At 37.5% G+C, this 25,273-nt stretch carries 27 protein-coding genes; 9 read left to right on the top strand and 18 right to left on the bottom strand.

The annotated features are described in order from the left end of the window. Window positions 1-204: 204 nt before the first annotated feature. On the top strand, window positions 205-2,007 hold the full coding sequence (locus tag ACFSTH_RS14580; RefSeq protein ID WP_377769199.1) for an S-layer homology domain-containing protein: 1,803 nt from the start codon (window positions 205-207) through the stop codon (window positions 2,005-2,007). 63 nt (window positions 2,008-2,070) lie between these two features. Here ACFSTH_RS14580 and ACFSTH_RS14575 read toward each other — a convergent pair whose 3' ends face one another. The 11 genes from ACFSTH_RS14575 to ACFSTH_RS14525 all read right to left on the bottom strand — a co-directional run bounded on the left by ACFSTH_RS14575 (window position 2,071) and on the right by ACFSTH_RS14525 (window position 11,895). Further along, complete coding sequence (locus ACFSTH_RS14575; protein WP_377769200.1) at window positions 2,071-2,958, bottom strand: sensor histidine kinase; 888 nt, start codon at window positions 2,956-2,958, stop codon at window positions 2,071-2,073. Window positions 2,959-2,985: 27 nt separating this feature from the next. After that, a complete protein-coding gene (locus ACFSTH_RS14570) occupies window positions 2,986-3,822 on the bottom strand; it encodes an ABC transporter permease subunit (protein ID WP_377769201.1) in 837 nt (278 codons plus the stop codon). After that, window positions 3,819-4,730, bottom strand: coding sequence for an ATP-binding cassette domain-containing protein (locus ACFSTH_RS14565; protein WP_377769202.1), 912 nt, complete (start codon window positions 4,728-4,730; stop codon window positions 3,819-3,821). Before ACFSTH_RS14565 ends, ACFSTH_RS14570 begins: the two co-directional genes overlap by 4 nt. Window positions 4,731-4,840: 110 nt before the next feature. Beyond that, window positions 4,841-5,509 carry a response regulator transcription factor gene (locus tag ACFSTH_RS14560; RefSeq protein WP_377769203.1) on the bottom strand — a complete coding sequence of 223 codons (669 nt, stop codon included), beginning with the start codon at window positions 5,507-5,509 and terminating at the stop codon, window positions 4,841-4,843. A 76-nt stretch (window positions 5,510-5,585) separates the two neighbouring features. Beyond that, window positions 5,586-6,263: an N-acetylmuramoyl-L-alanine amidase family protein gene (locus ACFSTH_RS14555; protein WP_377769204.1), complete on the bottom strand. Its 678-nt coding sequence runs from the start codon at window positions 6,261-6,263 to the stop codon at window positions 5,586-5,588. A 1,058-nt stretch (window positions 6,264-7,321) separates the two neighbouring features. Then, window positions 7,322-7,927, bottom strand: coding sequence for an ABC-2 transporter permease (locus ACFSTH_RS14550; protein WP_377769205.1), 606 nt, complete (start codon window positions 7,925-7,927; stop codon window positions 7,322-7,324). Between the two features lies 1 nt (window position 7,928). After that, window positions 7,929-8,786, bottom strand: coding sequence for an ABC transporter ATP-binding protein (locus ACFSTH_RS14545; protein WP_377769206.1), 858 nt, complete (start codon window positions 8,784-8,786; stop codon window positions 7,929-7,931). A 4-nt stretch (window positions 8,787-8,790) separates the two neighbouring features. Next, the gene (locus ACFSTH_RS14540; protein ID WP_377769207.1) at window positions 8,791-9,168 is read right to left on the bottom strand and encodes a GntR family transcriptional regulator; all 378 of its coding nucleotides are present in this window, start codon (window positions 9,166-9,168) and stop codon (window positions 8,791-8,793) included. 627 nt (window positions 9,169-9,795) lie between these two features. Then, a complete protein-coding gene (locus ACFSTH_RS14535) occupies window positions 9,796-10,350 on the bottom strand; it encodes an HPP family protein (protein ID WP_377769208.1) in 555 nt (184 codons plus the stop codon). Between the two features lie 116 nt (window positions 10,351-10,466). Further along, window positions 10,467-11,048, bottom strand: a complete 582-nt coding sequence (locus ACFSTH_RS14530; RefSeq protein WP_377769239.1) for a CGNR zinc finger domain-containing protein — start codon at window positions 11,046-11,048, stop codon at window positions 10,467-10,469. Window positions 11,049-11,175: 127 nt separating this feature from the next. After that, the gene (locus ACFSTH_RS14525; RefSeq protein ID WP_377769209.1) at window positions 11,176-11,895 is read right to left on the bottom strand and encodes an SDR family NAD(P)-dependent oxidoreductase; all 720 of its coding nucleotides are present in this window, start codon (window positions 11,893-11,895) and stop codon (window positions 11,176-11,178) included. Window positions 11,896-12,165: 270 nt separating this feature from the next. Here ACFSTH_RS14525 and ACFSTH_RS14520 point away from each other — a divergent pair, with 270 nt between their 5' ends. Next, window positions 12,166-12,747: a hypothetical protein gene (locus tag ACFSTH_RS14520; protein ID WP_377769210.1), complete on the top strand. Its 582-nt coding sequence runs from the start codon at window positions 12,166-12,168 to the stop codon at window positions 12,745-12,747. A gap of 85 nt (window positions 12,748-12,832) precedes the next feature. Here ACFSTH_RS14520 and ACFSTH_RS14515 read toward each other — a convergent pair whose 3' ends face one another. The 3 genes from ACFSTH_RS14515 to ACFSTH_RS14505 form a co-directional block, all read right to left on the bottom strand. Then, window positions 12,833-13,552: a hypothetical protein gene (locus tag ACFSTH_RS14515; RefSeq protein WP_377769211.1), complete on the bottom strand. Its 720-nt coding sequence runs from the start codon at window positions 13,550-13,552 to the stop codon at window positions 12,833-12,835. Continuing rightward, window positions 13,549-14,406, bottom strand: coding sequence for an ATP-binding cassette domain-containing protein (locus tag ACFSTH_RS14510; RefSeq protein WP_377769212.1), 858 nt, complete (start codon window positions 14,404-14,406; stop codon window positions 13,549-13,551). The genes ACFSTH_RS14515 and ACFSTH_RS14510 overlap by 4 nt, the downstream gene beginning before the upstream one ends. Window positions 14,407-14,755: 349 nt before the next feature. Then, complete coding sequence (locus tag ACFSTH_RS14505; protein WP_377769213.1) at window positions 14,756-15,538, bottom strand: SDR family oxidoreductase; 783 nt, start codon at window positions 15,536-15,538, stop codon at window positions 14,756-14,758. A 197-nt stretch (window positions 15,539-15,735) separates the two neighbouring features. Between ACFSTH_RS14505 and ACFSTH_RS14500 the strand changes: the two genes are divergently transcribed. From ACFSTH_RS14500 to ACFSTH_RS14490, 3 genes are read left to right on the top strand one after another with little or no spacing between them, the layout of a single operon-like run. Continuing rightward, window positions 15,736-15,957, top strand: a complete 222-nt coding sequence (locus ACFSTH_RS14500; RefSeq protein ID WP_377769214.1) for a heavy-metal-associated domain-containing protein — start codon at window positions 15,736-15,738, stop codon at window positions 15,955-15,957. 28 nt (window positions 15,958-15,985) lie between these two features. Then, window positions 15,986-17,839 carry a heavy metal translocating P-type ATPase gene (locus ACFSTH_RS14495; protein ID WP_377769215.1) on the top strand — a complete coding sequence of 618 codons (1,854 nt, stop codon included), beginning with the start codon at window positions 15,986-15,988 and terminating at the stop codon, window positions 17,837-17,839. Window positions 17,840-17,867: 28 nt separating this feature from the next. Next, entirely contained in the window at window positions 17,868-18,527 is a 660-nt protein-coding gene (locus tag ACFSTH_RS14490) for a Crp/Fnr family transcriptional regulator (protein ID WP_377769240.1), read from the top strand. Window positions 18,528-18,588: 61 nt separating this feature from the next. Here ACFSTH_RS14490 and ACFSTH_RS14485 read toward each other — a convergent pair whose 3' ends face one another. Then, on the bottom strand, window positions 18,589-19,710 hold the full coding sequence (locus ACFSTH_RS14485) for a pectin acetylesterase-family hydrolase (protein WP_377769216.1): 1,122 nt from the start codon (window positions 19,708-19,710) through the stop codon (window positions 18,589-18,591). 280 nt (window positions 19,711-19,990) lie between these two features. Between ACFSTH_RS14485 and ACFSTH_RS14480 the strand changes: the two genes are divergently transcribed. Then, window positions 19,991-20,224: a hypothetical protein gene (locus ACFSTH_RS14480; RefSeq protein ID WP_377769217.1), complete on the top strand. Its 234-nt coding sequence runs from the start codon at window positions 19,991-19,993 to the stop codon at window positions 20,222-20,224. A 96-nt stretch (window positions 20,225-20,320) separates the two neighbouring features. Here the strand turns inward: ACFSTH_RS14480 and ACFSTH_RS14475 are convergent, their stop codons facing one another. Next, window positions 20,321-20,683, bottom strand: coding sequence for a YxiJ family protein (locus tag ACFSTH_RS14475; RefSeq protein ID WP_377769218.1), 363 nt, complete (start codon window positions 20,681-20,683; stop codon window positions 20,321-20,323). 181 nt (window positions 20,684-20,864) lie between these two features. Here ACFSTH_RS14475 and ACFSTH_RS14470 point away from each other — a divergent pair, with 181 nt between their 5' ends. Further along, window positions 20,865-21,218 (top strand): hypothetical protein, encoded by a 354-nt coding sequence (locus ACFSTH_RS14470; protein WP_377769219.1) that lies wholly within the window; start codon window positions 20,865-20,867, stop codon window positions 21,216-21,218. A gap of 262 nt (window positions 21,219-21,480) precedes the next feature. On the opposite strand, the gene ACFSTH_RS14465 is transcribed toward ACFSTH_RS14470, so the two are convergent. Together ACFSTH_RS14465 and ACFSTH_RS14460 are read right to left on the bottom strand one after the other, a co-directional pair. Then, entirely contained in the window at window positions 21,481-22,722 is a 1,242-nt protein-coding gene (locus tag ACFSTH_RS14465; RefSeq protein WP_377769220.1) for a peptidase U32 family protein, read from the bottom strand. Window positions 22,723-22,733: 11 nt separating this feature from the next. Continuing rightward, window positions 22,734-23,654: a peptidase U32 family protein gene (locus tag ACFSTH_RS14460; protein ID WP_377769221.1), complete on the bottom strand. Its 921-nt coding sequence runs from the start codon at window positions 23,652-23,654 to the stop codon at window positions 22,734-22,736. A 287-nt stretch (window positions 23,655-23,941) separates the two neighbouring features. Here ACFSTH_RS14460 and ACFSTH_RS14455 point away from each other — a divergent pair, with 287 nt between their 5' ends. Together ACFSTH_RS14455 and ACFSTH_RS14450 are read left to right on the top strand one after the other, a co-directional pair. Beyond that, window positions 23,942-24,391 carry an SRPBCC family protein gene (locus ACFSTH_RS14455; protein WP_377769222.1) on the top strand — a complete coding sequence of 150 codons (450 nt, stop codon included), beginning with the start codon at window positions 23,942-23,944 and terminating at the stop codon, window positions 24,389-24,391. A gap of 348 nt (window positions 24,392-24,739) precedes the next feature. Further along, window positions 24,740-24,976 carry a hypothetical protein gene (locus ACFSTH_RS14450; protein WP_377769223.1) on the top strand — a complete coding sequence of 79 codons (237 nt, stop codon included), beginning with the start codon at window positions 24,740-24,742 and terminating at the stop codon, window positions 24,974-24,976. Window positions 24,977-25,273: the final 297 nt, after the last annotated feature.

Raw genomic sequence — 25,273 nt, 5'->3', positions numbered from 1 at the left:
GCCACTATATAGGCTCAGAGATAAGAAAACTGCCTACCAACCTATCGTTGGTGGACAGTTTTCTTATTTTGCTGCATTACTTCTACCGAATATCTTGCGTTAACTCTCGTATTATACTATTCGGTTTTTAAATCATAGTAGTGAATAAACGCCACATTCATGGTAATATAAGGTGATAAAAATTGAAAAGAAAGTTGGTTTTTTATGAAATTTGTAAAATTTGCAATTGTGTTCTTCATCCTTATTATGGCCACTGTGTCAGTTAACGTACAGTACATAATTGCATCGGACAAGTCCTATTCCGATATTGATCAGTCGTATGCGAAAAAAGCTATTATTGAGTTAACGGAAAAGGGAATTATGAACGGTATAACATCGCAACATTTCCAACCAAAGTCAGTCATAACAAGAGGAGATTTCATTGTAACTTTAGTGAAAGCATTGCAGTTACCAGTTGATTTGTCACTGACATCTTCTGAAGCTTTCAATGATGTCGAGCTGACTATAGCACCATATGTAACTGCTGCCTATAAAGCAGGCATAACGAACGGATTTGAAGATGGTAAGTTCCGTCCAAGTGAATCATTAACTAGAGAACAAGCTGCTAAGTTTTTAAGTTATGGATGGAACATCATTAAGAAAGAAAACATAGATGACTCAGCAGATTCTATACGTTATTTTCAAGACGAAGACACGATTTCGGCTTGGGCCAGACCTTTTGTAAACCTAGTTGTGGGTGCAAAACTATTGCAAGGACATGCGAATGGTAAATTTGACCCGAAGGGCACGCTCACTAGAGAAATGACCGCTCAAATGGTGTTTAACTTCATACGTCTTACGGAAATTAGTCCGTTGGACAAACCACATGCACCAAGTGGTCTAACCGCATCTGAACGTGTTGGCTCCTCGATCACATTTTCGTGGGATGCACCTAGCGATGCAACTAATATTGTAGCTTACGATATATTTAATGGATGGGATGGTGGAAAAATAGGCTCTAGCACTACTACGCACTTTACTTATAATGATATGAATCCGGATATCAGTGCAGCAGTGTACTATGTGAAGTCACGTGACAAAGAGGGACGTTTATCTAATAAATCAAATGAGTATATTTTTCAAACTCCATTTAATAGTAACTTAAAAATACATCCGAGATTTAATACTTTTCAGTACAATAAAAATCAACAAGCCGAACTAAATGTGCTGGGAAATATATCGAAAGAGGATGCAAAACACACTACTAAAATATATGCAACAGTTCATAATCTCACGAGTCAAGATATTATATTTAGTGCAAACAATCCACTAGGACAACCAGAAATAATACAAGAAGGTAGCAGTACGAAGCCACTTATTGTAGCTTGGGGTGGCCCAAACGGTATTCGATTATCAGATTATGTTTTATTTGAAACATCGTTAAGTCTAGTTATTAAATTTGATGTTACTTTGCAAAAAAAAGGGCTTTATTTCGTAGATTTTGAGCTTCGGACATTAGAAGAAACACCTCAAATACTAACTAGTCAGCAAGCAATAATGACAGGTGAATTACAACCTATTATTGCTACAAAACCAGAATTCTATATAGAAACAAGGTTGGATGCACCCACATACGCTAAAGTTAATGAAAAAATTACTATTCCTGTAACTATTACAGGAAAAATAAGTCCGGAAACAATACTAAATAGGTTAGTATTTCAAGTTAGATTTATAGAACCACCCGTTAATTTGAGTCAAAATGATGTAAGCATCGAAAACATTCCTTATTTCGGAGAAACAAATGAATCCTCGTTCTCTGGTAACAACCTTATTTTTAAATTTGAACAGTCGCAATACGTAAGCGATCTACAAGCTGGTTTAGAAAAAGGAATAACTTTTGACTTAGTTATAACGATACAAAAACTGGGAACTTTCAATCTCGCGGCGAGTATATCTCCAAAAGAGTTCTATACACAGCTTCCCGCAGAAACCCTTACAGGAAATGTAAGTATACTCACAGTAGAGTAAATTAACATTGGCGTCTATATTTTATAGACGTCAGTTTCTTTTTTCATCATAACTCTCACCATGTCACTTCCAGCGAATACTAATCGTTAACTTATTATCATCATAGTTAGCGGTTATTTCCCCATTCATTTTTTCAATTAGTATTTGCGATATAGTTAGTCCTAAACCTGTAGCGTTTCTAGCTGCTTCGACGGTATAAAAGCGGTGAAATAATTTCGCCACTTCTATTTCGGTCAGCCCTGCCGCTGTATTTGTAAAGATGATTTCTCCCGATTCAGATAAGGAAATCGCCAAATCACCATCGCTGTATTTCAAAGCATTACTAAGTATATTGCTGAATACACGTGATAAGGCGGCATCATTAAGAGGTAACGTAATTGTTTGGTGAGGTATGTTAATCGTTGGTACAATCGATTGCTCAAGCAGGGTATCATAAGAAGCTGCGATACTTTCTTCTAATGCACGATTCAAATTTACCGGTTCGAGAAGCAGCTTTTCCGGTTCAGATGCAACAATAGCATAGTGAAATAATTCTTCCGTCAATTGCTGCAAAGCTGTCGTACGATTTTCTATAAAAGTAAGATATCTTGTCAATTCTTCCGCTGTAACCTCTCGATTAATTAAGTCTAAATATCCCATAATCGCTGTAAGCGGCGTACGCAAATCATGCGATATATTGGTAATGGCTTCTTTTAATTCTCTATCTCCTTGTTGATATCGTCTACGCTCATGCCGCAATAGTACCAATTGTTCATTCAAAGACTGCGCTAGTCTCCGCATCGTGCAATCATTGCTCGAGATGGTAAGCAACGTATTCGTATCCTGCTTTAATCGCTCCTGCAAGCCAAGTCGAATTTCATTGGCGGCATGGTGTAGTGCAACAATTTTACACCCCAACGCTACAGTAATAACTATCAGCACTACACAACTTATCGTAAGCCAAAATATCATGCCGCCATTCCTCTCTCCCTGTTCGTGTTATTTAATATCTTTTCTTCGAAATAAAAAAACACCGCATGCTGTCGTTGCAAAAACGATGACGAGCGAATATAACGGCAACAATGGCAAACGTACAGCCGACATATTGGACATCATTATCCCTTGACCAGTCGGAAGAAAAGTAACGATGAACTCATATATTTTTCGTTTATTCCCCTCTACATAGTCGGGATTTTGCTCTGGTTCGGACATTTCCATAGAAATTTCCCCGTCCACTTCCGAAACAGTTGGACCTCCGCCATACATTTCTGGCTCGTGTAATTTGTTATTAAAGTAACTTGCTACGAAAAACAAAACAAATAATAGAAGCAATGTCGTAACCGCTGCTCCTGCTTTATTTTGAGATAACATGCCAACAAGTGTGAAAATAGAAACAAAAGCTGCGATCATTACAACTGTAATACCGACATACGCCAATATGATCGACAAACTGCTAGCAAATAAACCCAACAAAGGAATGCCAATTGCGAGCATAACCGCAATCCAAACAGCAACCATGATCAGACCAGCAACCGTACAAACAATTAAATTAGCTACATAAATAGCTGGTCGAGTATGACCGACAATGATTTTGTTTCTTATCGTGCCATCATGATATTCCGTTCCAATAAACATACTAGTGAAAACAGCACAAAATAAACCGATCACTGGCGCATACTGAAAAAAGAAATCTTCCAACACTGGCACTTCAGCGTTCGTTCGATCCGTCGAAACCAGCATGATGACTGCCCAGCCAAACATAACGATTATACCAACATACCATAATTTATTTTTCCATAGTCTTGTAAAATTAGCTGCCAATAGTTTGTTCATCATAAAGCGCCTCCCACTAGATTAACATAGTAGCTCTCTAAGCTTTCACCATGCTCCTGCATCGAAATAACTTCACAATTTTCTTTGGCAAGCATCAATGTCAGCTGGGAAACGTTCACTTGCGCAAATACATTAGCTTCTGTTTCACTTAAAATTTTATACTCTACCTGTAAACTGTCTAAAATGCGGGCAAGTATTTTCGTACTCGTTACTTCCATCCGTATATACTTTTTGCATGCTGCTACTAATTGCTCCGCACTCATTTCTTTGATCATACGTCCCTGATCGATAAAACCATAATGCGTGGCGAGGTGCGTTAATTCCACCAAAATATGACTAGAAATCAAAATCGTTATTTGTTGCTCTCGATTCAATTTCAAAATAAGCTCTCGCATTTCAATAATCCCTTGTGGGTCTAATCCATTAATCGGTTCATCCAGTACGAGAAAATCCGGGTTACCGGCGAGTGCTACAGCAATCCCTAAGCGCTGCTTCATACCAAGTGAAAAGTTTTTGGCTTTCTTTTTGCCCGTTCTATCTAAGCCCACCAGTTGCAGCAACTCAGCTATTCCTTTATAGGAAGGTAAACCGAGTACTTGATATTGCACTTTTAAATTTTCCGCTGCTGTCATATCGGAGTAAATGGCTGGTGTTTCAATGACTGCTCCCATCCGTTGCTGTGCCTGCTTAATACGCTTGTTTCGATGACTAACTCCATATAACGTGTACCCGCCAGAAGTAGGTTGGTGCAGTCCACAAATTAAGCGCATTAACGTTGTTTTACCAGCGCCATTTTTCCCAATAAAACCATAAATCGCTCCTTTAGGAACATGCATAGCTAGTCCATCTAACGCCCGGAAGGATTGGTAGTCTTTCGTCAATTGATCAGTTGTAACAATATATTCTGTCATAAATAATGTCTCCTTTCATCTAATATGGCTATGCTATCAAACAAGGATAAAGAAAGGAGTAAAGATCATAGTAAAGAAATCGTAAAGATTTCTGTTGTTCATTTTTTAGACTATCCCGCGTTGTTTAGCTTAAACCCTATTCCCCACACTGCCTCAATATAATCTTTGCCACTGGCTTCACGCAGTTTTTTTCGCAAATTACTTATATGCATTTTTAATGAACTGTCTGTACAATCGGGAGTATCCTCGCTAATTCGCTCCAACAGTAGTGATTTAGTAATCACCTGCGTTGGATTTTGCAGCAGTAACTTAAGAATCGCATATTCTGTTCTTGTCAATTTGACCGAAATACCCATGACCGTAACATCATGCTCCACTGTATTCATTTGAATATCGTCAAAAACTAGCAACACTGTCTCTCCTAAACTGGTTGGTCTACGCAGCTGAACAGTAATTCGAGCAAGTAACTCTTTAACGTGAAAAGGCTTCGTCATATAATCAACTGCTCCATTTAATAATAACTCCACTTTATTCGCCACATCTACTTTTGCACTTACAACAATAACTGGTATACCCGTCAGCTTCGGAAGCACCTCTTCACCGGCAAGTCCAGGTAACATTAAGTCAAGTAGCACAAGATCAGGTGTACAGCCATTCAGTAGTAACATCGCTTCTGTCCCCGAATAAGCACGCCAAACGCGATAGCCTTCTTTCGTCAGTACCTCTTCCAGCATATTACCGATATAAACATCATCATCTATTATTAAAATTTGTTTCATTCGCCTTCGCTCCATCTTCTAACTATTACTCCAGCAGCAAAATAACTCCACAAACACGAGCATAACGGCACTTCAATTAACGGGAATTTTGCATACTAAAATATGCTTTAAGTCCCTCCACTATACCATCCACTACTTTGTTCTGATAAGCATCGGTAAACAACCGTTTTTCTTCCGCTTCATTCGTCAAAAATCCGGCTTCGACAATAATTGCTGGCATCTTCGTTTGATTAAGGACAATTAAATCTTCACGCTCTACAATTCCTCTGTCACTTGCGCCCGTTGCTTTTGTTATCGTCCTCATCATCGTTTGGGCAAGCTTATCATTGCTAACATTACCAATCGAACTTTTTCTGCTAGGAAAATACAGTACTTGCACGCCATTTGCAGTATCATTATTTTCGACCGCATTACCATGAATACTAACAAACACTCTAGCTTTTTTATCGTTTGCTAGTTTTGCCCGCAACATGTTATCTACATATTCATCATTATCTCTCGTTAAATAAACTTTATAACCTTCTTTTTTCAACTTTTTCATTAATTTTTTGGAAATTGCTAAATTCATCTCTTTTTCATACTGACCACTAAAACCAATCGTTCCTGGATCTTTACCCCCATGACCTGCATCGATGACGATCACTTTATCCGCAGACTGAAATCCATTACTTAAATTTGGCACTTCTTTGAATACTAGCCATGCTACTAAAACTAATATACCTACTAATAACACTCTATTAAATTTTTTTGACAATACAATCTCTCCCTATACTTATCCACATGCTAATAACTTATCTATCTATACTGCTCCTATCTATTACCTTTACCTCATACTATATTACTATATTCGCAAACCTGCTCCATTATCTAAGTGTACGGGCAGCTATGTAAACTAGCAAGAAGGCTTATCGACTAGACGTTTTAAATGGTTTAAATTGTCATCTGTTCGAGGGGAGAATTTCTTGTAGCTTAAGTTAAAGCAATATTGACTGTTGATTTGTCGCTCACCTTATACGAAAATAATAATGACAGCATAGAACTGTACAAGGAAATATACCAGCTTGCAAAGCTGAGCATCCAACATAACCTATACTTTAAACTTAACTTTTACTAACGTATCCCTTTGGCTCAGTAACAAATATTACATATTATTACATTTCACTGAGCGATGGGGATACACTATACAGCAATAGAAAATACTAATAATCAACTGTAGATATGTTAATATGAGCGTTATTCATCAACTGTTCACTTTATAATAACGTTAAGTTTTTCATTTCTATAGCGAGAAGGAGACAATAAAAAAGTAGATCGTTGGAGATTCCAGCAGTTATGCGAGCTTCTATATTTATTTGCTGTTAATGGAAGCAACGGAGCGAAACAAGCAATTTATACTCAATACGATACCATGTTATGCTCACTTCGTAAGCGAGGAAATCGAGCGACTAACAGAAAATTTGAGTCCCTTTGCGTATGGATCACCTCACTGGATGGCTTTTCTGCCTTTAAGAAATTAGTTAGCGATATTGGAGAATATTGTGTACATAAAAGAAACATCGTACCTGTGGATGTATCGGAAGATTTATTAGAGGAATGTTTATATGACAGTGATATGAATACTAGAAAATTTGCAAAGCGAAAACTCCAAACACTACGAAAAAACAACCGAAATTCATTTACTTTTGAGTAGAATATAATAATAAATCGGTTCCATATCAGTTTTATGCCTTACTGCACTTTACGTTGCATACTGCAATGTTAATTATTGTGCATGAACCAACACAAACTAATATGGAACTATTAACAGTAATTTTAAAATGAACGCTGCTCATAACGTTTCGTTGTAAATAACCATGATAATAAAAATAAGCAAATCGCTAGACCTGCGGACGAGCTGACTATCGTTACCATCGAAAGTGATGTGATAAAATCATAGATAGCTGTGAATTTGTTTGTAAATAACCATGCGAGTGGTCTAGAACCAATCAGAAAAAGCATTAGAACGATCATCATAATGGTTGGCAAATGTCTTCCATCGAATAAATATAAAAAAGGATACATTGTTGAAATAATGAGTAAAACTACCAGTACTGCTATAAAAATATGATCCCAAGAATAGGAAAGTGAAAATAAATACATGACCCCCATCGAAATGATGATCGATAACGCTGCGTATAGTAACGATCCTACATAGCGAGCAGCTATAATTTCAGACCGTTTATATGGTAAAGAATTTAACAGTACATGTGTAGATGCTGTTGCATCATAAATTAGCGCATTAAACGGAATATATACACTAGCCACTATAAAAGTAATGATCGGATGCATATCCATCCAAATAAAAAAGACGAGAAACGGTATAAATACATAGAGAAATGTTTTTTGAATAATTGCATCTCGTTTAATTAACTGCCACATGCTATTTTCCCCCTTTCATATAGTACATAATATCTTCTAAACTGGCTGGTTCAATGATGACGTCATGTTGAAATAAATGTTCTACCTCTACTCGCTCACTCGTCAACGCTTGGAAACCAGCATCCGTTTCCCTAATACCCGAGAAGAAACTACGTGTATCTCTATCCAGTAAAGCAGTATCTCCTTTTACAACAGCAAATTGCTCTTTAATATCCTCTATAGAAGAATAAAACTCTAACTTACCTTGTCTAATAAAGGCGATATAATCAGCAATCCGATCCAAATCAGTCGTAATATGACTTGAGAAAAAAATACTTTTCTCCTCGTCCATCATTAGTTGCTGTAACAGTTCTAATAATTCACGTCGAGCAATTGGGTCAAGCCCCGCTGTTGGTTCATCCATAATTAATAACTTAGGTTGATGAGCAAGTGCGAGAGCTAATGATGCTTTCATCTGCATTCCTTTTGAAAATAATTTAATTGGTCGATTAAGTGGTAATTCAAACATATCTCTATAACGCTCAAATAATGTATCATCCCAATCGTCATACGCATTAGCAATTATTTTACGAATAACCGATAGTTTTAAACCTTCATAATACACATTCGCATCATAAACAAAGCCGATTTGTTGCTTCATCCATTTTTCATGACTAGCATAATCTTTGCCAAACACCTTCACTTCGCCAGTATCTGGTCTAAGTAAATTCATAATGAGCTTAATCGTTGTAGATTTTCCCGCTCCATTTGCTCCGATAAACCCGGTAATATATCCTTGTTTTACTTTTAAATTAACATTTTCCAGTTTGAATCCTTTAAATTGTTTACTAACATTGTTCAACTCTATAATATGTTCCATTTGTTTATTCCTCACCTTCATATAGCATCGATAGCACTTGTTGTAAGTCTTTTAATGATAAACCTAATTCTTTTGCCGCTTCAATCGTTACCGTCAACTGTTCCTCTATCGCATGTAACTTTTTCTCTCGCATCAACTCTATATTTTGCTCAGCAACGAATGATCCTTTGCCTACAATCGAATAAATTAAACCAACCTTTTCTAACTCCTCATACGCCCGTTTTGTTGTAATGACACTTACTTGTAAATCTTTGGCGAGTGTACGCATCGACGGAATCGGCTCACCTTCTGTTAATTCTCCTGCTAATATCATTGCTCTTATTTGATTGGTTATTTGTTCATAAATCGGTTCCTTCGTCTGATTAGAAATGACGATCTGCATGCCTACTCCTCATTTCAAATTAAAATAATGTATATATACTTTATATACACTATACACATAAATTTATGTCTTTACAACTATTTATTTTATCCATAGCCCTTTTGTAACAATAAAAGGGCTACCCAATAAGTCCCTAACAAAAAAGTTGGGCGAAAAAACGTAATGTTTTTCCGCCCAACTTTTTTGTATATGCTTCTGTAGGAAAGTAGCGAGACGTATGCCTTCTTCCTTCATTAAGATGTAAAAATATTGGTGTGAAGCTGTTGATTAAATTGTGTACGATATTTCGTACAACGCTTGCGCTCCAATCGCCTATGATCTTTTATACTAAAAATCGTATAAAGCGTTACTTCCACGAGTCTGTTGACGACCATTTATAAGAAAAATCGTACAAAGCATTCGTTCCACGAGTCTGTTGGCGTCCATTTATAAGAAAAATCGTACAAAGAGTTCGCTTCACGGGTCTATCCAAACCTGTTTATACGATTTATCGTACAAACTTTCTCTCGTTGGGTCATGTCATCTGCACATACTCTTGGATGAAATGATTCAATAAATAAAACGACGTTTTTTTGATATGACTTGACAAATATTATGATGGTTTCTGGACACCCCTTATTCTGTCTATCACTTCCAAAAAACCGGATAACTCCTGTTACTACGTAAGTTGTTGATCAAAAGAGCCATACCGACAATCACTACTGAACCTAATAGCACAGGTGTAAATAAGTAGCTCCAACTATAAGCGCCCAAAATAACTATAATCGGATTCGCCCCCGCTGGCGGATGTGTTGTTTTTGTTACCATCATAGCTGCGATTGCAATCCCTACTGCTAATGCCAACGTCCATGGCTCATTTCCAAATAAGTAGTACACAACTAACCCCACCAACGCTGATATAAAATGCCCGCCGATAACATTTCTAGGCTGAGATAATGGGGCATTCCATGCCGCAAATACTAATACACAGCTAGCCCCAAATGGAGCCATTAACCACTCTGCCGCAGTAACTTTTGTTAAATATAGTAAGATGAAAATGGTAAGAAAACCGCCTGTTAAAGCTAATAACGCTTCTTTTACATTTACTTGTAACGGATTAGTACTTTGTCCTTTCATCTTCGCAAAATATCGTACGAGCAGAGATACCTTTCTTTTCGATTCGACTACTGCTGATTTTTCCAATATGATACACCTCCATCCTAAACATAGTTTAGGATGAATTAACTAACCTGTCAAATACAATTTTAGAGGTTAGTTAATTTGAATCAAAAAAAATCAACTCTTGTGTAAGTTGATTTCTACTGTTCATCCGATTGTCGTTGTTGATATGTAGCTACTTTATTCCGGTTACCGCATATTTTCATGGAGCACCATTTTCGACGTCCATGTTCATCCATAAACAATAATACACAATCTTCATTCGCACATCGTTTCAAATGACTTAGTTTGCCATTCGCCAATAAACTCAGAGCATCATACGCTATAAGCGATGCAATCATCTCTTCTACTTTTCCAAGTGGAATAGTCACTAACTGCTGATTAATGAATTTGAAGGTTAAAGGTGCTAGTTCTATATTTGCCTCCAAATAAGCCAAAAATGTACTATTGATCTCAAGACCATCAGCAGTATGTTCGAAATGTTTTCTTAAAATCTTTCTCATTAATATTAGCTTTTTCTTAATAAGAAACAAATGTTCTGCACATTCCTCTTTTTTTAATTCCCAAAAAGAAAGCTGCTGCTGTACCGTTTGTAGCCAATCCCATACCTCATCTTCTGTCGTCAACAAATCAATACGTTGTCCCCGTCTTACAACTTCTGTATTAACTAAATCTATAGAGAGATTACCCGATATTAGTGGAAATCTGGTTGTTTTCCGCATCATCTATCACCTACCACTCATTTACTTCACTATAACTATATTTTAACACCAACTTCCTATTTTCCAAACTATTATCTATTACAGATAACAATTAAATCTATCTATAACTTTTCTTCAAAAGTAAGATTTAAGTGTTCGTATCCATCAGCGCTGGTACATTGATTTCTTTCACATTGGCTGCTTTTGACAAGCTAACTACACATTTTACCAAAGACACCATATCTTGAAGCGGAATCCGCGTACCATCGTAAACAGAAAGAGCATGTTCAGCTCCTTCCTCATATGGAATTTCGGCTGCTAGTTCACCAGGATTTATACATGTTACAGCAATACCATCTTTTCTCGTATGCTCTCGCAGTGCTTCAGTAATGCCGCGAATGGCAAATTTCGAAGCCACAAAAGAAACTTGACTACTATTCGCATTATTTAAACCTGCTGTCGACCCGATCAGTATTATTTTCCCTGCATCAGACATCCGTAATTGTGGTAACAAAGCTTGAATACAAACTATAGCGGAAGTAATATTAACTTGAATAAGTTTACTGATGTCAGCAGGCTCATCGTTGTCGAAAGTATAGTGATCTTCAAAGCCCTCTTTTTCCCAAATACCAACATTATAAATTAGAACATCCACTGCTTCGTTCCGTAACTGCTCTTTAATAGTTGTAGCTGATTTAAGTTCTGACAAATCTGCCTGTAGCCATTCCCGCTGGATGCCATCCTCTAAAGATAAACTCTCTGGCTTACTACGAGCAACCAACCAAACTTTATCACCTGCCTGTGCCACTCCCCTTGCAAATGCATCTCCTAAACCTTTACTAGCACCAAAAACAATATATTTTTTCATTTATGTTCTCCTTCACAAACTCCAATTTACTCAAACGACTTCCATCTATTCGTCTACCTCAACCATTTCAAAACTGCTAGATTAGAAAAATCTATGGAATAGGATTTACCTGCGCTCTGCTCAATGTAATTAACTATATTCCGATATGTACACCCAATTAATTCCATTCAATAATAATCCTTCTTATCTTGTTGCTTGATCATTTCTCTACCACCTTTCAATTCACATTTATCGCCTAATATGGTAACTTAATTAGAAGGAGGCGATCTCATGTATAAGAAACAGACAATGTTAAAACTTTTATTTATAATAGCTATTATCGTTACTATAATGCTGTTTACTAACTTGAAAAATACAAATAATTATATCGAGCTTACCGAAGAGCAAATTGCAAGTGTAGTTGCGAATGAAAATATAACGATGCTACATGCAGAAACCTTATTCAAGGAAAATAAACCAGTAACTGTTATATCCTATACGAAGGATGATAAAACAGGTTTCATTACAGCCTATAACGACAATGGAACTATCCATCACAACAAAACGTTGAGCACGCACGTTAATATTAATAAGAAAGTAGAAGTTTTAGGAGTTGCCACTGGCTTGCCATTTATTACTTTAACATTTTATGATACGACTCTTTTGCAAAATACAAAGAAAATTTCAATTTACTATGACGATATAAAAAAGGACATAAAAACAGATGAACAACTACGAAGTTTAATCATTCCACTACATGGTAAATCAGAAGCTGTCCAGACTAACCCAATTATCATTGAATTTTATGATGATAACGATTCGATTATTTTTACGTATCCTGCTGATTCTATATTGGAAGAATACGCTGTGTGATAACTGTATTATCCGCTTTAGCCTTACACTTAAGAGAATTACTATGCACTTGTTCACTATCAAGACCAGCAGGAAGTTTTCTAATTTAAGAAGTTAGTGAATCCAGTTTACGCTTGTGAAGTACGAACAAGAATAACACAGCGAGAATGGTACCGTATAATAGTGAAGCTGCTATCGCCACTACTTTGGTGAACAGTATTGCTGAGTCAAAACTCATGAGTACTTTGATCGTATTGTTAAGAGGTGGTAGCAGTACAACTACATTTTTCATAGATTCAGACAATCTGTTTTCGATTCCCTGTACAGAAATAGTGATGATAATAACTACACTTAACGTCAAAAAAGACATAACGCGTGAGCGAATAAATTTAGAACTAAACCAACAAGCCAATGTAACTCCCAGCCAAGATGAAGCAGCATGAGCAAGAAAGGCGAAGCCTAATTCTTCAACGCTGGGATTTCTATCAAATTTATGAAATAACAACGGAAACAGGACAGCATACAATGCCAATGGAATTGTAAACAACCAAATATACAATAACTTTGCAAAATAGAGCTTAAGCAAACTACGACTATGTAGCATAGTCACAGATTCTTGGCTTGATGTTTCCATATCCATGAACGTATAGCAAAGAACAGCAGAAATTATAAATAAAAACATGGTAGTAAACGCATAGCTATCCATCACCGGATTGGGAACTACACTATAAAATAAAATAATACCAATGATAAAGACAAAAGTAGAAGGTCCATAGCGATAAGAACGCATGAAACATGTATGTAAATACGATAGCAAGGAAGTCATACACTCCGTTCCTTTCTCTGCAAGCTAATGATTTCGCCGCCTTTATGTATAAATTCAACTAAAAAAGCACTATAGTCCTTCTGCGTAAAGCTAAATCGAACGAAGCCGTTATCAACTGTTTTCCAAGCGATGTCCGGGAATAAGCTTGTGAGAGAATCAATAATTTCTTGACGTATAACACATTCTAGTTCAAAGATAACGGATAGCTCACTCGGAATACTCTCTACTCTTTCCAGCTTCAATTTCCCCTCACGGATCCAATACGTGTGACTTACCAATTGGCTCGCTAACAAAGGGTCATGTACAGCAGCCAATATCGCTGTTCCCTCTGCTTTTATTTTCTTTAAGGAAGTAAGCAAATGTGCGATTGATTCCTTATCCAGCCCGGAGAACGGCTCATCTAAAACAAGTAAATCCGGTGTTTGGATCGTTGCTTGCATCAAGTTGACTTTTTGCAACATTCCTTTTGAATAATTGATCATTTTCAAGCTGTAATTTTGTTCAAGATTAAAAAATGCATGCAACTCCTTAATTCGGTCTTGCAAATCTTTTTTTGGTATATTACATATTCTTCCCATGTGAGTTAGGTACTCGGTTGATGTCATCCTTAATTTTGCTAACCGATCAGGAGTATACCCGATCACTAACTTTGAATGCTTCAGTAACCGTTGTCCTGAAGTTAATGGAATTAAGCCACTCACAATGCGAAGCAGCGTGCTTTTCCCGGATCCATTACTTCCTCTTAATGCGATACAGTCTCCCTGTTTGATCGTAAGCGAAATATCTGTTAAAACGTCACGACTAGCATACTTCTTCGACACCTCTTCTAAAGTTACCAATACATCGGATTTCATTACGATCTTTATATCACTCCTTCTTTTTTCATGCTAAAGACCACACCTGCTGTTCCATTCGCGTCATCAATGACAACTACCTTCCACTGTAAATCGAATTCCAAAATTATACAAGTATAAAATGAGTCTAACTACTTTTCTACTTTAATTGCGTATCCCTTTGGCTCAGTAGCACTATATTTATTGGATACTGAGCCAAAGGGATACGCGTATAAATAAATAAATGATTCTCAAATCCGCTTTTTCCAGGATAGTGGGATAAATTTCAATATAAAATAGGCTGTACAGATTACTCGCTAACCTGTTACAGCCCAAATTCTACTCGCTATATTACTCCAAATCAATTCCACTATAAAAGCGTCTCTGCTCCGTCTATATAAATTTCTGTTCCAGAAATATGGCTCGATTGCGGTGAAGCGAGGAACATGACTAGATCAGCGACTTGCTCTGGTTGACCTGGACCGTGCTCAAGTGGTTGACTGCCTTCTGGATATAATACGGGAATACTGATTTTATCTACCTGCTGCGTGCGGTCTGTATTTTCGCCAATGTTAGTTGCAATAGCCCCCGGACATATGACGTTCACGCGAATTTTGTAACGTGCCAGCTCTAAAGCAGCCATTTTGGCAAAGGCAACCTGCCCTGCTTTGGATGCACTGTATGCTGACATGCCGAAGCTAGAAAACTTCCGACTTCCGTTAATAGAGCTCGTAATAATAATACTGCCCCCGGCTTTTTTCATATGTGGAATAGCATATTTAACTGTCAAAAAAGTCCCCTTTAAATTAGTAGACAATGTCTCGTCCCATGACTCTGGCGTTAAATCCTCTATTGGAGCAACTGTCCCATTTATGCCAGCATTAGCAAAAACGATATCAATCTTCCCGAATTGTTCGATTACAGTTTGAACCGCTTGTTCTACTCGCTGCGGATCGGAAACATCAACATCAACAAATAACGACTTCCTACCTAAGTCATGAATAGCCTTCTCTACTTCTTTCGTTCGTTTATCTTTCAAATCAAATAAGCAAATATTACACCCATTTCGAGCTAACTGTAACGCACTAGCGCGACCAATTCCTGATCCTGCCCCTGTAATGACTGCTACTTTGTCTTTTAATATTTCATTCATTCTTAACTACCTCCTCTATTACATGATTATAAATTGTTATACCCTACTTTCTTTAAATATAATCACTGATTCCCATTCACTTGTTTATAAAAGACCTATTTCCCAAATCTTGATCTGCATCAAGGAATCGTTTCCTATTCTGACCTACAATGAAGTCAATAAATAACATCCAAACCTATAAACCGGAGGCGATTAGAATGAAAAAAGTTGTATTTCAATTAGAAACGTTAACTTGTCCATCATGCATTAATAAAATTGAAAGTGTTCTAAGTAAAGTTCATGGAGTTACGACTGTTAAAGTACTGTTTCATTCGAGCAAAGTTAGAATTCAATTCGAAGAGCAGATTGTAACTGCCGATCATCTGCAAGCAACAGTGATGAAATTAGGATACCCTATACTTTCATCGAAAGTTTCGTAGCGCGTTATTTGTTGAAGGGGGAATTAAGATGACTGCAAAGCAAACAAGCCGAATTACATTCCTTGCTGGGAGCTTCCTTATTATTGCTTTAGCACTTCACTTCTTTGAACTTCTGCATCTACGGAATGGAATATTAATTACTTCCACCGTAATCGCAGCGGTTCCGATCGCTTTAAAAGCGATACAAGCACTTAGAATGAGAGCGTTCAGTATTCAATTGCTCGTTACAATTGCTGTCATTGGCGCATTAATTATTGGAGAATTTGTAGAATCAGCAGCCGTCACCTTTTTATTTTTATTTGGAGGATATTTAGAAGCAAGGACTTTGGAAAAAACACGTACTTCGCTTAAAAAACTGATGAATTTGGCACCGCAGACTGCAACGGTTGCTAGAGATGGTGAGTGGACTACGATTCCGTCCGAAGTAGTGTCGATTGGAGATAGAATCCGTATTCGTTCTGGAGAAAAAGTTCCCGTCGACGGTGTCATTATCACAGGTCAAGCCTCCTTGAATGAAGCTGCCATTACAGGAGAAGCCAAACCTACCTATAAAACGATTGACGATACAGTCATAGGCGGTACAATATTGGAGAATGGATTTATTGAAATGATGGCAGAACGTGTTGGGGATGACACAACTTTCGCCAAAATGATTGAACTGATAGAAGAAGCTCAAGAAGCAAAAGCGAAGACAGAAAAATTTTTGGATCGCTTCTCCAATATATACACGCCGTCGATTATCGTTTTGTCCGTACTCGTCTATATCATTATGCGAGATATTCATTTAACTTTGACGTTCCTCGTCGTTGCCTGTCCTGGCGCTCTCGTCATCTCCGCGCCGGTCTCTATCGTGGCAGGAATTGGCAATGGCGCAAAAAACGGCGTCCTTATCAAGGGCGGAGAAATGATGGAACAACTCGCAAATATAGATGTCGTTGTTTTTGACAAAACAGGTACGCTAACGGAAGGTAAACCTACGGTGGCAGACATATACACATTCACGATGGATCAAGAGGATTTACTATTGTTAGCAGCAGAAGCAGAAATGGTTTCGGAACATCACTTAGGAAAGACAATCGTAAATGAAGCACAGCGCCGCGGTCTGCCATTAATAAATCAGCCTGAAGATGTAGAAATCTTGGATGGTAAAGGCATTCGCGTCCAAATCCTTGAAAATAAACTCGTCATTGGTAATCGAAACCTCCTCAACATCGAGGGAATTCCAATCTCACAGCATGCCGCCGCTTATGCGATGGAACGAGAAAAATTGGGAAACACCGCTGTTTTTGTAGCGATAGATGGTCAATTGCAAGGAATTATTTCTATCGCTGATCGCATACGAGTAGATGCGGCTGAAACGATACAATCATTACGTGCTAGAGGTATCAAAAAAGTAATCATGCTCACAGGCGATAATCGCCATACCGCCCAACTTGTCGGCACGCAGCTTGCACTTGATGAAGTCCATGCTGAGCTACTTCCAAAAGATAAAGTAGCGATCATTGAACAATTGAAAAAAGCAGGGTATAGGGTGGCTATGGCTGGTGATGGAATCAATGATGCTCCCGCGATAGCAGCTGCGAACATCGGTCTTGCCATGGGAAAAGGCGGAACAGATGTCGCTATGGAAACAGCTGATATTGTACTGATGGCTGACCAACTTCCGCAATTTGCGCACGCCTATTCATTAGCTAAAGCAACGATCCGTAATTTAAAACAAAACACCTTCTTTGCGGTGGGAACGGTTCTCTTGCTTTTGATCGGTGTCCTAAACGGAAAAATTTTACTTGCATCAGGTATGTTAATACACGAATTAAGTGTACTTCTTGTCATCTTGAACGCCATCCGATTAACTCGGTATACTAGTATTATCAAATCATAAGCACAGAATGGAGACGGACATCTTGCACATGCAAAAACAATGTATAGCTATTGTACCTCTCTTTAACCATTTAAGTCCGGCTGAAATGACCGAAATTTTAGCGGCTACCAGCTCCATTACCTTTCGCAAAGGTGAAACGATATATAGAGCAGGTGAACTATCAGACGGATTATACATTATTCATAAAGGTAAAATCAAAATATACCGCCTTTCCAATATGGGAAAAGAGCAGCTCGTAAGAATGGTTGGTCCAGGCAACTTTACTGGTGAGCTATCATTATTTAGAGAAATGACGCACGACGCTTACGCTGAAGCAATGGAAGACGTAGAAATATGTAGAATGGATAGGCATAAATTTCAGCAGTTTTTAATTGCTTATCCTGCAATTTCCTTGAAAATGCTTAGTGAATTTTCACTTAGATTATCTCAAGTAGAAAATCAAGCGACACATATCGCACTCGAAACTGCAGAAACTCGCATCGCCATGTTTCTTGCAAATGAAGTAGAAAATCAGAAGTCTATACAAATATCTCTAGGAATGAGTCGCAAAGATCTCGCCTCTTTTCTCGGAACAACACCAGAAACAGTGAGCCGCAAACTAACGGAATTTGAAGCGGCAGGATGGATTCGGCAACATAAAGGACAAACAATCGAGATTATTGACCTTGATGCACTACTTCTTCTATAGAAGATATTCGAGTGAAATATTCATATTTCGAAACTTTTAAAAGATTAAATTATATAACACATCAGTCCTTTTTCTCGACAAAATGTCGACCGACAGAGTAATGTTTATCCCTATTCACAGCATCATCTAGCCACTTCATCAACTTTACCCCGTCCTGCTCGGCTTTGTAGAAATGATTGGATGGGGAAAGTGTATGTGGTGTCCTGCCCGTCTTCTCGTTATGAGCGTAATCGGTGATGTAGTAATAGTAGCCTGGCACTGTTTCAGTAAGCTGCCCAGCAGAATCTAGCATCTGGTTCGACCAGTGCTGAACATATTCATCATCGTCTGATAGATCCCCATTCAGATCCTTTTCAAAGTCAAACAACAACTCATCATAAAGCGTATTAGACTGCAAAAGTACCACATTGTTGGGGAGCCGCTTGCGGTTCGCCGTAATTACGGACGAAATCAAATCACCGCTTACTTCATAACCAAAGGTCGCTGCAAAATTGGTCTGCCACTCGTTATCGATAATATCCGGCCAGCGATCAGTATTTAAATAAGACCCATCCGAATATTGATAAATCCTGGCATCCGGATATTGTTTTGCAATCTCAGGTGTCCAAAAAGCAGCCCCAAATCCACCCGCACTTTCTCCTGCAATAAGAATCTTTTCTGGTGCTGCGAATTGAGCTGCAATCCACTCTAACGCCGCCCGCGTATTCGCTTGACCGTTGTAACGCATTGTAAACGGCTTGCCTTTTGCGTCCGTATATTCCTTGAAAGCATTCCCAATATGCAAATCGCCGGTAGAATAAGGAATGTATACGATGTTCCAATCCTTGAATGGATTGTCGGGATGATTATTTTTCAATATGCCACCAAGCGTACTTACTTTAAATACTGGAATGTTCGGAAAGTAATATTTGATCTCACCGTTTTTCATTACATTACTCAAATTGATCGGCTGCGCAGCAGTCACCTCATCCCAAGCTACACCGCCCCCAGAAAAATAAATGATCAATTTATCTACAGCCGCAGCCCCCTTATTAGCAAGCAAATAATACTCGGAGCCATCAGCAGAAATTACTTGTTTATCCTGGTCAACATTGATTTTATTCCATACATAACGCTCGGCAGCAGCCCATCCATCCGGCTCAGCAGGCTTTTCAAGTATAAAGAAATAAACGTAACCCGCCAAAATCCCCAGAATAAGCACAGTTCCACTTATAGCCGCTATGAGAAGCTTATTTTTTCTTTTCACTGTTGTCTTTTTCACCACGCAAAGAACGTCCTTTCAATCACTTTTTTCCTATCATACCATACGCAAGAAACTCTCTAGCATAATTTTTGAGCTCCGGAACATTGTGTATGAGAAAATTCCAACTTTTCATATTGGTACTATATTGCAACATATTTTTAATCCTTTTCGTATATGAAGTTGTAACATACTAACAGAGAGAAAAGGAGATTGAGGGACAATGAAAAAAAGAGTAGTTACTTTCTTATTAGTTATTTCAATGGGGATTGCACTGGCAGCTTGTGGTGGTGGCAATGATAACAAAAACAAAACAGAGCCAACACCGCCAACTGAACAAGGGGAAACGAACAAGCCGAATGATGAAGCAAATAGTACAGGTAGTGAAGTTGAAGAGAATACGGACACTGGTTCAGGCAATGATGAAAATACAGAAGAAACAAAACCAGCCGAATAGACTATAGCTCCATAATGGTACAATCGAATGCACAGAATGAGAACTTACTTTCATATTCTGTGCATTTTTAATCATCCTACTTAGACATAGCTTCTTTTACGAGTTTATAAACCGTAGCACTAACTTGCGAAATTCTTCATGATTGTTATAAATATTTTGAAAATCAGGATAGTTCTCTAAACTAGATTCAAACAGGCGGTATTGTGGAAATCTCTCAAAAAAGTCTTGGCTTAGCACTGCAATTTGTTCAGCGCTAATATTATCCTTATTCCCTATCATAACAAAGCTTATCGTTCCAGCAACTACAGAGCAGTAGTCATTAAAATCATCGTGTAAATTTTCATTTTCTAGCTCTACAAAATCAAGCTTTATTTTATGTAAACTTGCAAGTGGAGATGGGCTTGCTACTATAAGTTTTAACTGATCCGATATGTTTTCTAAAATTTCTGCTATATCCAATTTCAAAGACCTCCATTGCTATATATAGTGCACCTATCTTGCTTCGACAAATGACTATTTTGTTCCTCTAATAACTGAAAACTTTCTTACTTGAATATTATTGTCGTCTATATTATAGTCAATTTAAATTTTACACGGGAATATTTATTGTTATACACTTAGAGAAAAGGAGAAATGCATCATGGGAGTTTCTATTTATTACACTTGTAAGAGAAACTTTAGCCTTACCAACAGTGAGGAACAAGAGATAACGGCAATCATTGATAAATACAATACGGATTTTGAATTGAAAGATATTGGAGAAACTTTTTATGTTTATGACTATGATCAGGATGAACCAACAGAGATATTTACAGGCTCAACAAAGCTACCCCTTTCAGATAATTATGAAGATACAGTGCATGCGCTGTATTATTGGTTGACCTGTTTAACGGATATTAGAAGAAGTATTTCTAATGGAGATTGGCATGTGCATTTAGAGGATACGGATGCCATTTGGGATGAGGAAGCGGGTTGGCAAATGCCAAAAAATTAATACACTTATGTAACAAAGTAATAATAATATTTCCTCTTGCAATATCTACTCTTAATTTGCCGTTATCATATATTTTTACCAAATGAAGAAACTAACAAGTACTTTCTAACAAATGAGACGAAAAGTTGTTAGAAAGTATTCTTTAAAAAATTCCACAATAAAAAACATTGATAACGTCCTAACAACAAAAAGGAAGCAACCACTTGTGCCCATGTAAAGTGATTACCTCCGTTCATAACAATCGAATATTTTCAAAATGGTGTTATTTTCTTTTTCTTATCATATCCAGTGGTTTTACAGGCTTACTTACTTTTGTTTTCACTGTCATTAGGGCATGAGGAGCAGTATCTATTTCCGTATCATGCTCATCCCACAGTTTATCAATCATTTGCGAATGATGCGTGAATCCTGCCCCGTAAAACTCAACTTCATCACCAGTACCAAAATTATTCCGTTGTTCAATCGTTGCAATCCCTGTTTCCTCATCATAATCTAATACTTGTCCAATGAATGTATAACTTGGAATTTTGCGCCGTTGTCCAAAAAGTTGCTGTTCTTCGGTTGGCACACCGTAATAAAATCCAGTCGCCAGTTCTCGCTGAGCCACTTTCCATAATTCATCTTCCCAAGCTTGATCAAATACAAAATTCTCTGGATCTTCACAAAACGCCTGCACAGCTTTACTGTACACATTTGAAACCGTTGAAACGTAGTGAATAGATTTCATACGACCTTCAATTTTCAAACTATCCACACCATTACGAACTAAGACGGGAATATGCCGAATCATCGACATATCGACAGCACTCATGGAAAATGCTTCTTCTTCGGGTTCACCTTTCAAAAGGGAAGTTCTTTCACCTATTTCAGGCATTTCAAACAAATCGTATTTCCAGCGACATGACTGTGAGCAGCCGCCCCTGTTTGCATCACGAGCTGACATATGATTAGATAAAGTACAACGACCTGAATAAGAAATACACATTGCACCATGAATAAATGCTTCGATTTCCACATCGGTGTTTTGGCGCATATGTTTTATTTCGGCCATACTTACTTCGCGCGCTAAAACAACTCGTTCCAATCCTTCGGCTTGCCAAAAGTTCAACGTTTCATAATTAGTTGCTGAAGCTTGTGTCGACAAATGAATAGGCAGACCTGGTGCATCCATAAAACACAATTCCATTAAAGCCGGGTCAGAAACGATCACAGCATCTATACCAATATCTCTAATTGTCCGAAAAAATTGTCCCGCTCCATCAGCATCTGCTTCGTGGGTTACCATGTTAGCTGCGACATAAACTTTCGCCTGATGTTGTTTAGCAAAATTTACTCCTTCCTGCATTTCATCATAGGTAAAGTTTCCAGCTCTACTTCTCAGTCCATAAGCATTTCCACCAATATAAACAGCATCTGCACCATAATGAATCGCCGTTTTCAACTTTTCTAATGTTCCAGCAGGCGCTAGTACTTCAGGTTTCTTAAATTTTATTTTTGTTGTCATCGCACTCTCTCCTATTGCACTTCACTTGGATTCATTAAGAAAAATCCTTCGTTAACCGTTCGCTCAACTGGATGCAGTTGTAACACTTGTTCATTTAATCGACTCGCCAGCTCCCCTGTCCATTGTCCAGCGATAATTGCTTGTTTTGCTTCAACAAATAGCTTTGCAATTCGAACAAATGCATCCCCTTTTGTAAAAATTCCATCTAATTTCCACTGCACTAACCCCGCCATCGCTAATTCGTAGAGATGCTCCATTAAATTAATGTCATCTGTAGCAAAAATATGTGTTCCATGCGCATCTTCGTATATAGAATAATGCGTTTCTAGTTTTTTCGGCTCAGACAAAAATAACCCTCGCTCTTTTGCATCGTTTTCGTTATGTTGCGTAAAGTGAAAGTAGTTTTTCAATAATGGACGCTTGGAATGATGAATACATGTTGCTCCATAGACAAGCACTTCCATTGGAATATCCACTTGTTTAGCTATTTGTTCTAACTCTATAAAAGTTAATTCCCTTGCTAATACTGCACCAATTGCGCCACGTTCTTTCCAGAAATTCACCTGTCTAGCACTCGTCACTAAAGTTTGAGCATCGTAAACATACGATAGGTCAATGGCTTCTTTTTTCAATACATGAATCACACCTGGATCGCCAACTGTTATCGAATCAACATTAATTTCACGCAAAAAATGTAGATACGGTGTGATTTTTTCAATTTGTTCATTATGCATAAGCGCATTAACAGCGATGCAAACTTTTTTACCCTTTGCATGAGCTACCTCGGTTATTTCCTTCATTTCTTCTTTTGTAAAAGAAGTGGGTAAACGTATGCCAAACTCATCATTTCCGATATATAATGTATCGATTTCTACATCCAATAATGCGTTTGCTTGCTCCAAGGATTCTGCTGTCGCTATAATTTCAATCATCGCATTCCATTCCTTTCTATTTTATTAGCGTAGCACAAAATTGAAAAAAGAAATGAGGAGACTTTTTGACAAAACAAGTAGCGTTTTAATTGGCTTGCGAAAAAAGACTTTTAAAAAATGGAGTAACAAATAAACGGAATTAGCCGAGAACTTAGGAAGTTTATAATTTCCTAATCCATGAACAGTTAACTAAGTTTATACAACATTGAACAAGATTTAATTGTCAATGCTTTAGTTAAACCTTATACTTTCTGTAATGCAGTAATTTATCATATGGGGGCAAGCTAATGAAACAGTGGTCAAGAGAAATTGAGATCAACACGCCGATAGAACATGTATGGTCGTATTTGAATGGTTCGCTAGAACAGATGCAGAAAATTATGCCGGAAGTCGCGGAGAATACACCAATTAAGATTACTGAGGAAGTTGTCGGCAGTATATACCGTCAGAAGTATAAAGAAGGCAATCGTATTCAAGAATATGATGTCCACACTTTAGATTATGAGGATACTCAGAACTATAAAAAATTAAAGATTGGCTTTACATTAGCTAATATGTTTGAGATCACAAGTTTGTATGAATTCTATCGAGTGGACGATCACACATCCAAATTAAAATATACCGTAACAAATAATCCCTTGAAGTGGTTTGTAAAGCTGTTCCTCCTATTTGCAAACGACAAAGTTGTTGTTAATTTTTTAGAAAAAGTAAAAGCGGTCGCTGAATCAGAGGCTTGATTGGAAAGTGTGGTGTAAGAATTTTAAAATCGGCATTCTTGTTTATCCCTTCTCGTACAAATCCAAATAATAAGTTAAACTTTCTTCAAACCTCGGTAATTCCTACCTTCACTATTAATTTACGAACTCTACTAGAGCTAATATTCATTTCAATCGCAATATCACCGACCGTAATACATTTTTGCAAGTATACAATATCTAAGTAGAAACTCTTGTTATGTTGTAATACCATTCTATTATGAGAAAATTCCAATTTTACATATTGGTACTATATTGCAACTTTTTTTAAATTATTCTCGTATATAAAGTTGTAACATATTAACAGAGAGAAAAGGAGATTGAGGATCAATGAAAAAAAGAGTAGTTACTTTCTTATTAGTTATTTCAATGGGGATTGCACTTGCCGCTTGTGGTGGAGGGGGTAATGATAACAAAAACAAAACAGAACCAACACCGCCAACTGAACAAGGGGAAACGAACAAGACGAATGAAGGGGAAAATAGTACAGGTAGTGAAGTTGAAGAGAATACGGACACTGATTCAGCAAACGAGGAAAATACAGAAGAAACAAAACCAGCCGAGTAAACTTCAGCTACATCATTGTATTATTTAATTTCAGATTATTTTTGAATCGTACAAATAACTAACGTGTATCGCTGGTTTTTCATACTTAAAACTGCAACATTACAGCAGGACTACCATCTGCATAGTCAGTAAAACCGAGTGCACAGAATGAGAAATTACTTTCACATTCTGTGCATTTCAAATTTTTTTCAATTAACAGCACATTTATTCATACATAGTTGTAGGGCTCGCTTCCTTTATAATATATTTGTTGTTATTTCATCAAATGCTTTCACAGATAGACAAGGTTTTCTGTCA

This window comes from Paenibacillus yanchengensis, from assembly GCF_042684845.1.
GTDB classification, from domain to species: domain Bacteria; phylum Bacillota; class Bacilli; order Paenibacillales; family Paenibacillaceae; genus Pristimantibacillus; species Pristimantibacillus yanchengensis.
The sequence above is the reverse complement of the archived record's forward strand: the minus strand, read 5'-3'. Positions and strand labels throughout refer to the sequence as shown.

Coding starts and splice junctions, on each gene's coding strand:
- ACFSTH_RS14580 (WP_377769199.1), top strand. CDS start 205: ATGAAATTTGTAAAATTTGCAATTGTGTTCTTCATCCTTATTATGGCC.
- ACFSTH_RS14575 (WP_377769200.1), bottom strand. CDS start 2,958: ATGATATTTTGGCTTACGATAAGTTGTGTAGTGCTGATAGTTATTACT.
- ACFSTH_RS14570 (WP_377769201.1), bottom strand. CDS start 3,822: ATGATGAACAAACTATTGGCAGCTAATTTTACAAGACTATGGAAAAAT.
- ACFSTH_RS14565 (WP_377769202.1), bottom strand. CDS start 4,730: ATGACAGAATATATTGTTACAACTGATCAATTGACGAAAGACTACCAA.
- ACFSTH_RS14560 (WP_377769203.1), bottom strand. CDS start 5,509: ATGAAACAAATTTTAATAATAGATGATGATGTTTATATCGGTAATATG.
- ACFSTH_RS14550 (WP_377769205.1), bottom strand. CDS start 7,927: ATGTGGCAGTTAATTAAACGAGATGCAATTATTCAAAAAACATTTCTC.
- ACFSTH_RS14545 (WP_377769206.1), bottom strand. CDS start 8,786: ATGGAACATATTATAGAGTTGAACAATGTTAGTAAACAATTTAAAGGA.
- ACFSTH_RS14540 (WP_377769207.1), bottom strand. CDS start 9,168: ATGCAGATCGTCATTTCTAATCAGACGAAGGAACCGATTTATGAACAA.
- ACFSTH_RS14530 (WP_377769239.1), bottom strand. CDS start 11,048: ATGCGGAAAACAACCAGATTTCCACTAATATCGGGTAATCTCTCTATA.
- ACFSTH_RS14525 (WP_377769209.1), bottom strand. CDS start 11,895: ATGAAAAAATATATTGTTTTTGGTGCTAGTAAAGGTTTAGGAGATGCA.
- ACFSTH_RS14520 (WP_377769210.1), top strand. CDS start 12,166: ATGTATAAGAAACAGACAATGTTAAAACTTTTATTTATAATAGCTATT.
- ACFSTH_RS14515 (WP_377769211.1), bottom strand. CDS start 13,552: ATGACTTCCTTGCTATCGTATTTACATACATGTTTCATGCGTTCTTAT.
- ACFSTH_RS14510 (WP_377769212.1), bottom strand. CDS start 14,406: ATGAAATCCGATGTATTGGTAACTTTAGAAGAGGTGTCGAAGAAGTAT.
- ACFSTH_RS14505 (WP_377769213.1), bottom strand. CDS start 15,538: ATGAATGAAATATTAAAAGACAAAGTAGCAGTCATTACAGGGGCAGGA.
- ACFSTH_RS14500 (WP_377769214.1), top strand. CDS start 15,736: ATGAAAAAAGTTGTATTTCAATTAGAAACGTTAACTTGTCCATCATGC.
- ACFSTH_RS14495 (WP_377769215.1), top strand. CDS start 15,986: ATGACTGCAAAGCAAACAAGCCGAATTACATTCCTTGCTGGGAGCTTC.
- ACFSTH_RS14490 (WP_377769240.1), top strand. CDS start 17,868: ATGCAAAAACAATGTATAGCTATTGTACCTCTCTTTAACCATTTAAGT.
- ACFSTH_RS14480 (WP_377769217.1), top strand. CDS start 19,991: ATGAAAAAAAGAGTAGTTACTTTCTTATTAGTTATTTCAATGGGGATT.
- ACFSTH_RS14470 (WP_377769219.1), top strand. CDS start 20,865: ATGGGAGTTTCTATTTATTACACTTGTAAGAGAAACTTTAGCCTTACC.
- ACFSTH_RS14465 (WP_377769220.1), bottom strand. CDS start 22,722: ATGACAACAAAAATAAAATTTAAGAAACCTGAAGTACTAGCGCCTGCT.
- ACFSTH_RS14460 (WP_377769221.1), bottom strand. CDS start 23,654: ATGATTGAAATTATAGCGACAGCAGAATCCTTGGAGCAAGCAAACGCA.
- ACFSTH_RS14455 (WP_377769222.1), top strand. CDS start 23,942: ATGAAACAGTGGTCAAGAGAAATTGAGATCAACACGCCGATAGAACAT.
- ACFSTH_RS14450 (WP_377769223.1), top strand. CDS start 24,740: ATGAAAAAAAGAGTAGTTACTTTCTTATTAGTTATTTCAATGGGGATT.